The sequence below is a fragment of the Serratia rhizosphaerae genome, assembly GCF_009817885.1.
GTDB lineage: Bacteria > Pseudomonadota > Gammaproteobacteria > Enterobacterales > Enterobacteriaceae > Serratia_B > Serratia_B rhizosphaerae.
This window is the reverse complement of record NZ_CP041764.1, coordinates 2863857-2877480: the sequence shown is the minus strand read 5'-3', so window position 1 is coordinate 2877480 and position 13624 is coordinate 2863857. Positions and strand designations below refer to the sequence as shown.

At 61.3% G+C, this 13624-nt stretch carries 14 protein-coding genes and 1 pseudogene; 11 read left to right on the top strand and 4 right to left on the bottom strand.

Annotated elements, in window-relative coordinates; all coding sequences use genetic code 11:
• The first annotated feature begins 5 nt into the window (after nt 1-5).
• From FO014_RS13430 to FO014_RS13410, 5 genes are all read left to right on the top strand, one after another.
• Nucleotides 6-791 carry an SDR family oxidoreductase gene (locus tag FO014_RS13430; RefSeq protein ID WP_105232545.1) on the top strand — a complete coding sequence of 262 codons (786 nt, stop codon included), beginning with the start codon at nt 6-8 and terminating at the stop codon, nt 789-791.
• Nucleotides 792-1062: 271 nt separating this feature from the next.
• Nucleotides 1063-1356 (top strand): BufA1 family periplasmic bufferin-type metallophore, encoded by a 294-nt coding sequence (locus FO014_RS13425; protein ID WP_160029879.1) that lies wholly within the window; start codon nt 1063-1065, stop codon nt 1354-1356.
• Nucleotides 1357-1391: 35 nt separating this feature from the next.
• Nucleotides 1392-2318, top strand: a complete 927-nt coding sequence (gene bufB / locus FO014_RS13420) for an MNIO family bufferin maturase (protein WP_160029878.1) — start codon at nt 1392-1394, stop codon at nt 2316-2318.
• Nucleotides 2287-3030: an HvfC/BufC N-terminal domain-containing protein gene (locus tag FO014_RS13415; RefSeq protein ID WP_160029877.1), complete on the top strand. Its 744-nt coding sequence runs from the start codon at nt 2287-2289 to the stop codon at nt 3028-3030. Before bufB ends, FO014_RS13415 begins: the two co-directional genes overlap by 32 nt.
• 1 nt (nt 3031) lies before the next feature.
• Entirely contained in the window at nt 3032-3523 is a 492-nt protein-coding gene (locus FO014_RS13410; RefSeq protein WP_160029876.1) for a DoxX family membrane protein, read from the top strand.
• Here the strand turns inward: FO014_RS13410 and FO014_RS13405 are convergent.
• Complete coding sequence (locus FO014_RS13405; RefSeq protein WP_160029875.1) at nt 3513-3707, bottom strand: anti-sigma factor family protein; 195 nt, start codon at nt 3705-3707, stop codon at nt 3513-3515. The two genes, FO014_RS13410 and FO014_RS13405, sit on opposite strands and share 11 nt — an antisense overlap.
• Nucleotides 3700-4563 carry an RNA polymerase factor sigma-70 gene (locus FO014_RS13400; protein ID WP_246167953.1) on the bottom strand — a complete coding sequence of 288 codons (864 nt, stop codon included), beginning with the start codon at nt 4561-4563 and terminating at the stop codon, nt 3700-3702. The genes FO014_RS13405 and FO014_RS13400 overlap by 8 nt, the downstream gene beginning before the upstream one ends.
• Nucleotides 4564-4818: 255 nt before the next feature.
• On the opposite strand from FO014_RS13400, the gene proP reads away from it, so the two are divergent.
• The 4 genes from proP (at nt 4819) to FO014_RS13380 (ending at nt 9953) form a co-directional block, all read left to right on the top strand.
• The gene (proP, locus tag FO014_RS13395; protein ID WP_201282862.1) at nt 4819-6297 is read left to right on the top strand and encodes a glycine betaine/L-proline transporter ProP; all 1479 of its coding nucleotides are present in this window, start codon (nt 4819-4821) and stop codon (nt 6295-6297) included.
• Nucleotides 6298-6588: 291 nt separating this feature from the next.
• Complete coding sequence (locus FO014_RS13390) at nt 6589-7338, top strand: 3-oxoacyl-ACP reductase family protein (RefSeq protein WP_160029874.1); 750 nt, start codon at nt 6589-6591, stop codon at nt 7336-7338.
• A gap of 201 nt (nt 7339-7539) precedes the next feature.
• The gene (locus FO014_RS13385; RefSeq protein ID WP_160029873.1) at nt 7540-8706 is read left to right on the top strand and encodes an MFS transporter; all 1167 of its coding nucleotides are present in this window, start codon (nt 7540-7542) and stop codon (nt 8704-8706) included.
• A gap of 455 nt (nt 8707-9161) precedes the next feature.
• The gene (locus FO014_RS13380; protein WP_160029872.1) at nt 9162-9953 is read left to right on the top strand and encodes an ANT(3'')-I family aminoglycoside adenylyltransferase; all 792 of its coding nucleotides are present in this window, start codon (nt 9162-9164) and stop codon (nt 9951-9953) included.
• A gap of 23 nt (nt 9954-9976) precedes the next feature.
• On the opposite strand, the gene pdxR is transcribed toward FO014_RS13380, so the two are convergent.
• The gene (pdxR, locus tag FO014_RS13375; protein ID WP_160029871.1) at nt 9977-11389 is read right to left on the bottom strand and encodes a MocR-like pyridoxine biosynthesis transcription factor PdxR; all 1413 of its coding nucleotides are present in this window, start codon (nt 11387-11389) and stop codon (nt 9977-9979) included.
• A gap of 111 nt (nt 11390-11500) precedes the next feature.
• Here pdxR and FO014_RS13370 point away from each other — a divergent pair, with 111 nt between their 5' ends.
• Together FO014_RS13370 and FO014_RS13365 are read left to right on the top strand one after the other, a co-directional pair.
• Nucleotides 11501-11935: a carboxymuconolactone decarboxylase family protein gene (locus FO014_RS13370; protein WP_160029870.1), complete on the top strand. Its 435-nt coding sequence runs from the start codon at nt 11501-11503 to the stop codon at nt 11933-11935.
• A gap of 81 nt (nt 11936-12016) precedes the next feature.
• The gene (locus tag FO014_RS13365; RefSeq protein WP_160029869.1) at nt 12017-12643 is read left to right on the top strand and encodes an FMN-dependent NADH-azoreductase; all 627 of its coding nucleotides are present in this window, start codon (nt 12017-12019) and stop codon (nt 12641-12643) included.
• Here FO014_RS13365 and FO014_RS13360 read toward each other — a convergent pair.
• Nucleotides 12615-13562 (bottom strand): annotated as a pseudogene (locus FO014_RS13360) (zinc-dependent alcohol dehydrogenase family protein). The gene FO014_RS13365 and the pseudogene FO014_RS13360 sit on opposite strands and share 29 nt — an antisense overlap.
• Nucleotides 13563-13624 lie beyond the last annotated feature (62 nt).

Below are 13624 nucleotides of genomic sequence, written 5' to 3'. Positions count from 1 at the left end.
ATTCGATGGTGACCAAAGATTTCGCTCAACAGTTATTCAGCCTGCAGGGACGCACCGCCTTTGTGACCGGCGCCGGCAGCGGCATCGGCCAGACTATCGCCTATGGCCTGGCCAGCGCCGGCGCTAACGTCGCCTGTTTCGACCTGCGTGAAGACGGCGGCCTGGCAGAGACCGTGCGGCATATTCACGCCATCGGCGGTCACGCCGTCGCCTTTACCGGCGACGTACGCGATCCCGATGCGCTGCGCAGCGCCATCGCCGGCGTAAAGTCACAGTATGGCCGCCTTGACGTGGCGGTGAACGCCGCCGGGATCGCCAACGCCAACCCGGCGCTGGAGATGGAAACCGAGCAGTGGCAGCGGGTGATCGATATCAACCTGACCGGCGTCTGGCACGCCTGCAAAGCCGAAGCGGAACTGATGGCCGCCGGCGGCGGCGGTTCCATCATCAATATCGCCTCGATGTCCGGCGTTATCGTCAACCGCGGCCTGGAGCAGGCGCACTACAACTGCGCCAAAGCCGGCGTTATCCACCTCAGCAAAAGCCTGGCCATGGAGTGGACGACGAAAAATATCCGCGTTAACAGCATCAGCCCCGGCTATACCGCCACGCCGATGAACACCCGGCCGGAAATGGTGCATCAGACGCAGGCGTTTGAAAGCCAGACGCCGATGCAGCGCATGGCGCGCGTGGAAGAGATGGCCGGCCCGGCCATTTTCCTGGCCAGCGACGCCGCCTCATTCTGCACCGGTGTCGATCTGCTGGTCGACGGCGGCTTTGTCTGCTGGTAATTCCCCGCAGGCAAAGACCGCCCGGTTGTCCCGCTAACCGTAACCGCAGCCTCTGGCTGCGGTTTTTTTATGTCATGGCGCACTCATTCTTCACGCCCCGCATGATTGCCGCGCCCCGCGGCAAGCAGAACGCAACTTTCTGTTATTCAATCACTTTAAATAAAAAATAATTTTTTCTGTAAGAAGTCCGCGCCCGCTGCGACTAACTCCTCAGAAGCCATCCTGCTTCTGCCAACACAACGATCCGTTTTACAACCATGAGGAAGAAATAATGAAAAAGCCAACTACAACCGCACTGCTGGCGCTGGCGTTAGGCAGCATGCTGACCACCGCAGGCACCGCAGCCATGGCGGCTGAAGGAAGCAACATGGAGAAATGCTACGGCGTATCACTGAAGGGCAAAAATGACTGTAAAGCGGGCGCCGGCACCACCTGCGCCGGCACGGCCAAAACCGATTACCAGGGTAACGCCTGGAAGCTGGTGCCCACCGGCAGCTGCGTAAAAATGAAATCGCCGACGTCATCGACCGGCTTTGGTCAATTGGACTCGTTTAAAGAGATGTAAGCCGCCCTCACCGCCCATCACCAGGAGCAACAGCGATGACTACGTCAGTTCATACCCCGCCTGCCGTCACCCGTGATGCGCCTGGCTATAGCATGATGGGCGGTCTCCCGCCGCGGGCCGGCATCGGTCTCAAGCCGGAGCACTTCGGCCAGATCCTGCAGGAGCGGCCCGACGTCGGTTTTTTTGAAATTCATGCGGAAAATTATCTGGTGGCCGGCGGCCCTTTTCATCAGGCCCTGAGCGCCATCCGTCAAAGCTACCCGCTGTCCATTCACGGCGTGGGGATGTCTATCGGCGCTGAAGCGCCGCTCGACCGCAGCCACCTGCAACGCGTCGCCGCTCTGGTGGAACGCTATCAGCCGCAGATATTCTCCGAACATCTGGCCTGGTCAACGCATAACGGCTTTTTTCTCAACGATCTGCTGCCGCTGCCTTATACCGAGACCACGCTGACGCGGGTCTGCGCGCATATCGATCAGGTGCAAAATGCGCTGCGGCGGCCGATCTTGCTGGAGAACCCGGCCACCTATGTCGAGTTCGCCGACTCTACCCTGAGTGAAACCGCCTTTATCAGCGAGATGGTAAAACGCAGCGGCTGCGGCCTGCTGCTGGACGTCAACAACCTCTACGTCAGCGGCGTCAACCACCACCGCGATCCGCTGACCATGCTGTACGAGCTGCCGCTGCACCGGGTGGGGGAAATACATCTGGCGGGCCATGCGGAAAACCAGGACGCCGCCGGCGACCGTTTACTGATTGATTCCCACGACGGCCGCGTCGCCGCACCGGTCTGGCAGCTGTATCGTGCCGCGCTGGCGGCGACCGGCAACGTCGCAACGCTGATCGAATGGGACAGCAACCTGCCGCCGCTGGCGGTGCTGCTGGATGAGGCGCGTCAGGCGGAAGCGTTGATGACGGAGGAGGTGAAAGATGCAACGCGCACTGTATCAGGCGCTGCTTGACGGCAACGGCGCCGTGCCCCAGGGGCTCACCACCTGGAACGGCAGCGATCCGGCCCGGCGCTTTGCCGTTTATCGCAACAACGTGATGGCCTCGCTGGTTAGCGCACTGGCGGAAAACTGCCCGGTGCTGGTACAGCAGGTTGGCGACGGCTTCTTCCGCGCCATGGCGGCCGAATTTATCCGCCGGCACCCGCCGACCTCGCCGGTGCTGGCTGACTATGGGACGGCGTTGCCCGCCTGGCTGGCCGGCTTTCCCCCGCTGGTTGACTGGCCGTGGCTGGCGGATCTGGCGCAGCTCGAACTGCTGTGTATCGAGTCTCTGCACGCGGCAGATACGACGCCGGACAACGCCGGGCAGCCCACGCTGTCCGCCGGCAGCGTCCTGCGTCTGCATCCTTCGCTGCGGCTGTTTGGCTCGCCGTTTGCCGTGTTCAGCCTGTGGGCGGCGCACCAGCAGGATCAGGCGCCGGCGGAGCTGGATCCCTGCCGTGCCGAACAGGTTTTACTGTTTCGCCATCAGGATGACGTGCGTCTGATCGCGATCGGCGCGGCGGAGCTGCGCTTTCTCCACGCGCTGCAGACGCGGAAATCCCTGGCGCAGGCGCTGACGGCAGCGCTCGCGGAGGACACCGCGTTTGCCGTCCAACCGGCCTTACAACGACTACACCATTACGGCCTGATCCTTTGCGTATCCGGCCGGCAGGAGAAATAACATGGCATTACTGCAAACGCTGGCGGCGAAGGGCCAGAAAGTTGTCCGGGAAAGCCTGCTCGGCCTGCTGGCGCGCATCGCGCTGGCCGCCACGTTCTGGCTGTCGGGGCAGAGTAAGGTTGAAGGGCTGACGATCGATATCCTGGGCGGAGAGCCGCTGCGGTTGGGGATACCGCACCTGAGCAGCGGCGCGCTGGCGCTATTCGCCACCGAATACCAACTGCCGCTGCTGCCGCCGGCCATAGCGGCAAGCCTGGCCGCCGTGGCGGAGCATCTCTTTCCGTTACTGCTGCTGCTCGGTCTGGCGACACGCTTTTCCGCGCTGGCGCTGTGGGTGATGACGCTGGTGATCCAGATCTTCGTCTATCCGGATGCCTGGCCGGTTCACAGCATGTGGATGAGCGCGCAAATTTATCTGATGAGCTACGGCGGCGGCAAGCTGGCGCTCGACAGCCTGCTGTGCCGGCGCCGGGTACCGCGCTCTAACGTTTAGGCGACCGATCTTTGCCCTGGGCGAAAGCCGAAGTGATGCTGCGCAGATCGACCAGCTGCGTCTGAAAGTTACGGCAGCCGGAGCAAAACAGCTGGTGGAAGCGCAGCGCCGCACGCTGCGCAAACGGCAGCGGCGCATCCTGAGCCTGAGACATCAGGCGGGTCGCACGGTGGCAGTTAAGCATGTTCGCCTCCTTCACGGCTGAACCAACGCTGTGATAAACACTCCCGCAGGCGCATACGCGCCCGCCACAGCACGACGTTAAGATTGGTGACCGACAGCGCCATCTCGCGGCAGATCTCCTGCGTCTCCAGGCCGATAAATTCGCGCATCATAAAAGCCCTAGCATTCTTGGCCGGCACCTGCGTCAGGCAAAGCTCAAAGATTTGCCAAAACTGCGCCTGTTCGCAGGACTCGTCCGGCTGATGCCAGCGCTGAGGCCGTTCACCAGCCGGCCAGTGCCCCTGCGCGTCAAACAGCGCCTCAAAGTTTTGCTGATCTTCCTCACCCGCGGATGTCACCTCCGCCTGGCGGTAACGCATACGCAGCATATCGGCAATTTTATGGCGTAAAATCGCAAACACCCAACTTTTCCACGCCGCCCTGCCAGCAAAAGAACCCGCATTTTTCATAGCCCCTTCAAAGGCTTCCTGCACAACATCCTCCGCCTGATGAAAATCATTCAGCTGCAGTCGGGCAAATTGCAGCATCTGCTGCTGTAATTCAGCAACAAACTGAGGATCGGTTAACGGGCTATGCGAATTCGGCATAAGGCTCTGCAACAGCTGACGGATTGATTGACTATTATAATAAAACTCCCTGCCCAAATCGCTCAATAAAACATAAATATTGTTCCCTTTTTTCTCCAGGCAGACGAGCCCCTCAGCCGTGCCGAGCTGGACGCACTCTATTATTAAAAATGGCCGTGTACGCAGAGGAAAAATAATTAAACCAACAACAATATTAAAAAAGCCATTTTTTGCCACATTAAACACACCAATAAAAAATACAATAAAAAACCTGAAAACAGGCAGGGGCATTGGCGACAGCTAATTTACACATTATCACAACAAACGGTGATAATATGAAACCAAGTGACACATCCTGTAATAACAACGGAAATTATCACCCGTAAAAATGAATATCCGGCCGAAACTTGCAATTATCCGCACGGGTATATTAGAGTAGCGCCCCCGAATAATCCCCAGCCTGACGTTATTACGTTAGTTTTATGTTCTTATTTTACATTAGGACAACAAATACGATAAATATCACGCAACCCTTTTGAGGAAAATATGACCTCCCGAATATCTTCAACCACACCACCGAATGAGCACCTCCCTCTCAACAATAAGTCGCCGGAATTGACCGTTGACGATATTACTATTGTTGATAGTGATATGCTCAAACGAGCCGTCGGCGCAGCCGCGCTGGGCAATGCCATGGAATGGTTTGATTTTGGCGTATACAGCTACCTGGCGTTAGTCATCGGTAAAGTATTTTTCCCCAACGCCAGTACGGCGGCACAGTTGATCGCCTCCTTCGGCACCTTCGCCGCCGCCTTCCTGATCCGCCCGATCGGCGGCATTGTGTTTGGCAGGATGGGCGACCGGATTGGCCGGCAAAAAGTCCTGGCCATCACCATGATCATGATGGCCATCGGCACCTGCTGCATCGGCCTTATCCCCAGCTACGCCTCCATCGGCATCCTGGCCCCCGTGCTGCTGCTGTTGGCTCGCCTGCTGCAGGGCTTCTCCACCGGCGGTGAATACTCCGGCGCCGCCACCTTTATCGCCGAATACTCGACGGATAAACGCCGCGGCTTTATGGGCAGTTTCCTGGAGTTCGGCACCATCGGCGGCTATCTGCTCGGCGCCAGCCTGGTGACCATCCTTACCTCCACGCTCTCTGAACAGGTGATGCTGGACTGGGGCTGGCGCATACCGTTCTTTATCGCCGCGCCGATGGGGTTAATCGGCTTCTACTTCCGTCTGAAACTGGAAGAGACGCCGGCCTTTCAGCAGCATATGGCGCAGCAAGAGGCGCTGGAGCACAGCAAGCCGCGCCTCGGCCTGCTGCAGATGCTGAAGAAGTACCGTTCTTCGATCCTGAAATGCGTGGGGCTGGTGCTGCTGTTTAACGTGTCCAACTATATGCTGACCTCCTATATGCCAAGCTACCTCAGCGGCATTCTGGGACTGGGACAGCTCAGCAGCCTGCTGCTGGTGATGGTGATCATGTTCGTCATGATGCCGCTGACGCTGTTCTGGGGTTACACCACCGACCGCATCGGCCGTCGCCCGGTTATCGCGCTGGGCGCCGCCGGGCTGATCCTGCTCGCCATCCCCGCCTTTACCCTGCTGGCTTCCGGCAATCTGGTGGCGGTATTTGCCGGTCTGGTCATTCTGGGCGTGCTGCACTCCTGCTTTAGCGGCACCATGCCGGCCACGCTGCCTGCGCTGTTCGTCACCGACGTGCGCTACAGCGCGCTGGCCATCGGCTTTAACCTGTCGGTTTCACTGTTCGGCGGCACCACGCCGCTCATCACCGCCTGGCTGGTGGATACCACCGGCAATATCATGATGCCGGCTTACTATATGATGGGCGCCGGAGTTATCGGCATTATCACCGTGCTGACGCTGCGCGAAACGGCCAAAAAACCGCTGCGCGGTTCCCCGCCGACGGTAGCCAGCAGTAAGGAAGCCCATAATCTGGTGAAAAAACTGCGGCTGCGGCGCAAGGCGCAGCGCCAGTCTGAAGCCAGCGCATCCTGAACGGCGGCTGAGCGCTTCCAAGGCTAAAAAAGGCCGCCGATGAACATCGGCGGCCTTTTTATGAACGGTGTTTTTCTGACAAGATCGTCGCGCGCTGGCTGGCGCCGCATATTTACACTATCCCCAAGAAGACATTATCAAAATACCGCCTTGGTGAGTGAGTAATGATATCGCCGCGTCAGGGCAGTCGGAGAGATTTACGCGCGTAGCTCTTTCTGAACTGTCCCCGCCGGCCTCATCTCGGATACTGGCTCCACAATGTTTATTTCACCCCTTTTAAGGAGAAACAACATGACGGCAACATTACCTCTGCAAAACAAGGTCGCCTTTATTCAGGGCGGTTCACGTGGCATCGGCGCCGCTATCGCGCTGCGCCTGGCGCGCGAGGGTGCGGCAGTAGCGCTGACCTATGTCTCCTCCGCCGATAAGGCCAACGCCGTGGTGGACACCATAACCGCTGCCGGCGGCAAGGCGCTGGCCATCAAGGCCGACAGCGCCGACGCCGAGGCGCTGCGCCTGGCGGTGCAGCAGGCGGTGCAGCACTTTGGCCGGCTGGATATTCTGGTGAACAACGCCGGGGTGTTTGCCATGGGCGGCATCGAAGAGCTGACGCTGGACGATCTGGACCGCACGCTGGCGGTTAACGTGCGCAGCGTCTTCATCGCCAGCCAGGAAGCGGCGCGCCATATGAACGACGGCGGCCGCATTATCCATATCGGCAGCACCAACGCCGAACGTATGCCGTTTGGCGGCGGCGCGGCGTATGCCATGAGTAAATCCGCGCTGGTCGGCCTGACCAAAGGTATGGCGCGCGACCTCGGCCCACGCGGCATTACCGTCAATAACGTGCAGCCCGGCCCGGTGGATACGGATATGAACCCGGACGACGGCGAGTTCGCCGAACAGCTGAAGCAGTTGATGGCCATCAACCGCTATGGAAAGGATGAAGAGATCGCCAGCTTTGTCGCCTACCTGGCCGGCCCGGAAGCCGGCTATATCACCGGCGCCAGCCTGACCATCGACGGCGGCTTCGCGGCGTAACGGTCATACACAGCGGCTCGCCCGGGCCGCTGTTCTCCGCCGGTCCATCTTGCAGAAAATGCCCTTCTTCTCCTTCTATTGTGCGCAAATCAGCAAAAATCTTTTCGCCTGCCGCCGGCTTATCTTTTTTGTGACCGATGTCATACTTTCGCCCCTTCCCCCCTCTTTCCGCGCTTTGGCAGCGGCTAACGGAGTTGTTACATGAAAATTAATTATCCCCTGCTGGCGCTGGCGGTGGGCGCGTTCGGCATCGGCACCACCGAATTCTCCCCGATGGGGTTGCTGCCGGTGATTGCCGAAGGCGTGGACGTCTCGATTCCCAAAGCGGGAATGCTGATCAGCGCCTACGCCATCGGCGTGATGATCGGCGCGCCGCTGATGACCCTACTGCTATCTCACCGGGCGCGCAGAAACGCGCTGATGTTCCTGATGGCGATTTTTACCCTGGGTAACGTGCTGTCGAGCATTGCGCCGGATTACACCACGCTGCTGCTGTCGCGCATCATCACCAGCATGAACCACGGCGCGTTCTTCGGCCTCGGCTCGGTGGTCGCCGCCAGCGTGGTTGCCAAAGAAAAACGCGCCAGCGCCGTCGCCACCATGTTTATGGGGCTGACCATCGCCAATATCGGCGGCGTGCCGGCCGCCACCTGGCTCGGTGCCACCATCGGCTGGCGCATGTCGTTTCTTGCCACCGCGGGGCTGGGGGTGATCGCCATGCTGGGCCTGTGGTTCTCATTACCGAAGGGAGAAGCGGGCGAACGCCCTGACGTGAAGCGTGAACTGTCGGTGCTGATGCGCCCGCAGGTGCTGAGCGCCCTGCTGACCACCGTGCTGGGCGCCGGGGCGATGTTTACCCTCTACACCTACATTGCGCCGGTGCTGCACACGCTGACCGCCGCCACGCCGACCTTCGTCACCCTGATGCTGATGCTGACCGGCGTGGGCTTCTCGATCGGCAACTACCTCGGCGGCAAATTCGCCGACCGCTCGGAAAGTAATACGCTGACAGGTTTTCTGCTGCTGCTGCTGACCGTCATGCTGCTGATGCCGCTGCTGGCGCGCAGCGAGATCGGCGCGGCGCTGGGCATGGTTATCTGGGGCATCGCCACCTTCGGCGTGGTGCCGCCGCTGCAGATGCGCGTGATGCGCGTCGCCAGCGAAGCGCCCGGCCTCTCCTCGTCGGTCAATATCGGCGCATTTAACCTCGGCAACGCCCTGGGCGCGGCCGCCGGCGGCGCCGTCGTCTCCAGCGGGCTGGGCTACGTTTTTGTGCCGGTGACGGGGGCGATGATTGCCGCTCTGGCGCTGTTCGTGGTGCTGCTGAACCGCCGGTCACAGGCCACAGTGGCGTATTCCAACGGCTAAGCGCATTAAAAAAAGCAGAAGGGGTTGCCCCTTCTGCTTTTACTTTTCTTGATTTCGCAGCCCTGACGCCCCGCCGTGGCGTTGGAGGAAAAGATCACGTCGACGTACAGTAATAACAACGATGAGCGTTTCTTCACGTTATTTATCCTTAAATATCCAGATAAACAGTTATTCCAAAAATAATCCTTCCCTCAGTATTTACTGATTTTCATTCGACACACACGTAATTTTACATGGCTAAAACACCATCTCCCACGGGGTTTATCGATAAATATATTTTCCGTAAGAATAACATTATCCCAACAGCAGCCGACTTCATAAAAATAACCTATATACATTCCAATAATACTCAACTAACCAAATATAAAAATTCATTACTGCCGCAGTAAAAATAACGCTACACTCAAAAACCAAACAAGCCACAACCATTGCCAACCGACATCAGGATCATCAGTATGACCGTCCCCCTGACAGACTCAGTCCGGCAACAGCTGACCGCCGCCGTCGACCTTCTCACCCGCCAGCTTGGCCGTAACCTGATGGCCGTCCACCTATACGGCTCTGCCGTTGAGGGCGGGCTGCGGCCCTACAGCGATCTCGATCTGCTGGTTACGGTGCGCGCGCCGCTGAACGACGCGCAGCGGGCGGCCCTGATGCAGGCGCTGCTGACGCTGTCTGCGCCGCCCGGCGCATCGGATATCAAGCGGGCGCTGGAGGTCACCGTGCTGGTGTATTCACAGCTGGTGCCGTGGCGCTACCCGCCGGTCAGAGAACTGCAGTTCGGCGAGTGGCTGCGCGAGGCTATTGGTGCGGGAATCTATGAACCGACGCAGCAGGACGCGGATATTGCCATTCTGCTGACCAAAGCGCGTCACGCCAGCGTGGCGCTGGCCGGCGACGAGGCGGCACGGCTGTTTCCCCCTGTACCGCCGCGCGACCTGCGGCAGACCTTTCAGGATACGCTGACGCTGTGGCAGACAACCGCAGACCTGCAGGGCGACGAGCGTAATATCCTCCTGACGCTGGCGCGCATCTGGTACAGCGTTGTCCACGGCGATATTACCGGCAAAGAAGAGGCGGCGGACTGGCTGTTGCCTCGGTTGCCCGCCGACCATGCCGCCACGCTGCAGGCGGCACGTCAGGAGTACCTGGGGCTGGCGACGCAGGACTGGGCAGCGGCCATGCCGGCGGTAGAACGCTTTGTTCACTATGCCCAAGCGCAGATTGGCGCCCGGCTCGACGGATAACTGACGTCTTCGCCGCCCCAGCGCTACACCATCACCGCCTTAAGACGCCGCACCGCCGCCTCTGCCTCTGCCGCCGTGGCAAAATTGGCAAACCCCATCAGCAACCCACCCGCTTCGGAAGACGTGGCCCGCCAGTCACTCAGCGCCTGCAGCCCCAGCCCGGCGGACTCGGCAGCGGCAACCAACGCCTTATCATCCTGTCCGGCCGGCAGATGCGCCAACACGTGGATACCGCCGGCCTGCGGCTGGATATGCAGCCGCTCGCCCAGCGTCTGCCGCAGGGCATCCACCAGATAACCGCGCCGTGCGGCGTACAGCGCACGCATCTTGCGCAGATGGCGGCCAAAGTGCCCCTGTTCCATAAAGTCGGCCACCGTTGCCTGCGGCAGAATGGAGCCGGGGCCCGGCAGATGGTTGACGCTGTCCCGAAAGCGGCTGACCAGCCCGGCAGGCGCCACCAGATACGCCAGCCGCAGGCCGGGGAACAACACTTTGCTGAAGGTGCCGGTATAAAGCACGCGCCCGTCGCGATCCAGGCTTTTCAACGCCGGCAGCGGCCGACCGTGGTAGCGGAACTCGCTGTCGTAGTCGTCTTCAATAATCCACGCCTGGCGGCGGCGCGCCCATTCCAGCAATTCCAACCGCCGCGGCAGCGACAGCGCCACGCCCGTCGGGCTTTGGTGAGTCGGCGTTACCACCGCGAAACGCGCGTCATCCGCGCGCAGCCGCCCGGCGGCCACGTTCAGCCCCTCCGCATCCACCGGCACCGCTGCCAGCAGCAGGCCGGCGCGCTCCAGATACTGCCGGGCAAACAGGTAACCGGGGTCCTCAAACCAGCCGACGTCGCCCGCCTGCAGCAATGTATGGCGCACCAGCTCCAACGCCCCGTGATAGCCTGCGGTAACAAACACCTGTTCATGCGTGCAGGCAATGCCGCGCGAGATGCCCAGATAGGCGGCAATAGCCTGCCGCAGCGGCGCATAGCCCGCCGGATCGGGGTAATACATCGCCTGCATCTCCCGCGAACGCAGGCTGCGCCCCGCCAGACGGGCCCAGACTTTGCGCGGAAACGCGTCCAACGCCGGCAGCCCCATCTGGAACGACAGCGAATCGCCGGTGACGGCATGCGGATGAGGCGAAGCGACAACCGGCGGTGCAGTGACCGCCAGCGGTTCAGCCAGCGTCCCCAGCCCCGGCGACACTACGGTGCCGGCCGCGCCGCGTGCGACGAAATAGCCCTCGTTCGCCAACATCTGGTAGGCGGTTTCCACCGTGCCGCGCGCCAGATTCAGTTCGCTGGCGAGGCTGCGCACCGACGGCACGCGGTCCCCCGGGCGCAGCTTGCCGGCGGCAATCGCCTCGCGGTAGCGCCGGTACAGCTGCAGGTAGAGCGGTGCATCATGCTGCTGGTCAGGCCGCAACTGCTGTATATCCATCGCTAATGCCCCATCAATTCAGTCAATTCTTGCACCTATGCTATAGGCCATTGGTCACTTACAGTAGCGGCTATACCGTAAAGCGACGAGACTTTTTATCAGGAGACCACCATGAGCACACCAAAACGTCTGCCGTACCACACCCTTTCTCCCGACGCCTATCAGGGCCTGATCGCCACCAAGAACGCGCTGGAAAACAGCCCGCTGGGCAAAGCACTGATCGAGCTGGTCTGGCTGCGCATGTCGCAGATCAACGGCTGCGCTTTTTGCCTAGAGATGCACGCCAAAGCGCTGCGCGCCGGCGGCATGGCGGAGGCCAAACTGGACGGGGTGGCGGGCTGGCGCGTCAGCGAACGCTTCAGCGCCCGCGAACGCGCCGCGCTGGCCTGGACGGAATCGCTGACGCACGTAGATACCACCCACGCCTCCGACGACGACTTCGAACCGCTCCGTGCGCACTTCAGCGAAGTGGAAATCTCCGACCTGACCTTCGCCATCGCCCTGATGAGCGCCTTTAACCGTCTGGCGATCGGTATGCGCCAGTAACGCCGGGCACGGCTCTACGGCAGCGCCGGACAGAACTATGCTGATTAACGGGCGCTGCTGCTCACGATGGGAGAAGATACGATGAATATACTGCACATTGACTGCAGCCCGCGGCACGACTCGCACAGCCGCCGGCTTTCGGCCGCCCTGCTCGCGCGACTGAAAGCCGCCAACCCTGACGCCGGCGTGACGCGCCGCGACTTGGGCCGGGAGCCGATAGCGCATGCCGACGCCGACTACGCCAGCGTATTATCCTCACCCGGCGCGCTGGCGGCTGGCGCGACGGAAAGCGCGCTGCGGCTGTCGGAAGCCTTGATTCAGGAAGTCGAGCGGGCCGACGCGCTGGTGCTGGGCACACCGATAAACAATTTCACCGTGCCTTCGGTGCTGAAGGCGTGGCTCGATCAGATTCTGCGTATGGGGCGCACTATCACCACAACCCCCGACGGCGAGAAACTCGGCCTGCTGCAGGACAAACCGGTTTATATCGCCATTGCCGCCGGCGGCGTGTTCAGCGGCGAACGTGCCAGACAGCCGGACTTTCTCACCCCTTACCTCACCGCCGCCTTTGGCTGCATCGGCCTGCATTCCCTGCAATTTTTTCCCCTGCAGGCAACGGCGTTTCTCGACCACGAGCAATTGGCGGCCGCGCAGGAGGCGCTGCTCGCCACCCTGGCGCTCAAGGCTGCAGACTCATCACGGGCTTAATCTGTCGGCCCGGCTGGCGGTACAGCGCCAGCGCCTCCCGCCAGTCGGCCTGCGGAAAAATGCGCGCCTCGCCGCAGCGGCTTTCCGCCAGCAGCGGTCATATCCGCCGGAACAGCGCGTGCCACTGCGCCGCAGCGATGTCGGCCAGATAGTTGCGGATATGAAACCAGCGCACCGGCGGATAGTGACGTTTCAGCGCGAATGTCTGCCCGGAGAGCAGCCCGTAACAGACAAACAGCCCGTCCGGCCGCATCGCTTCCAGCAACTGCTGTGCCAGCACGCCGCCGGTGGCGTCAAACACGATATCCGCCGTAGCGGCCAGTTGGTCGATGCGCGCCCGCTCGCTCTGCGCCACGGGGGTAATGCCGCATGCCGCCAGGCTGTCGGCATGCACCGGGGAACGGCAGATGCCCGCCACCGCCGTCGCGCCACGCTGCAGCGCCCACTGGCCGAGCAGCCTGGCGCAGTCGGAACCGGCGGCGGTCAGCAGCACGCGGCGCCCCGCCGGGTTATACAGATCCAACATCAACAGCGCGGCCAGCGGATTGATATAGGCGCGGGACGCCAGCGGGTCCGCGATAGCCTCCGGCACCGGCACCGCCAGCGCCGCCGGGCAATTGACATAGCGCTGCCAGGTTCCCTCACCCCGCAGCGGCAATACCCGTTTGCCCAGCAGATGCTCCGCCCCCGGCGTCGCCTCCGTCACCACGCCGACGCCCTCATAGCCCGCGACGGCGGGCGGCGTAACCCGGTGGCGGTAAGCGCCGGTGAGCGGAATCAAATCAGAGGCGTTCACCGGCGCAAGCCGCATTTCTACCCGCACGCTTCCCGCCGTCAGCGCGGCCGGCGGCGCGTGTTCCAGCCGGAGCACCTCTTCCGGTGCGCCAAACTCCCGGTACCACAGCGCGCTGTTGACCATTGTTCACCTCGGTGATTAATCCTGTCGCCGGCCCTGCCGTCGTTGCGCCGCATCCTTCCATA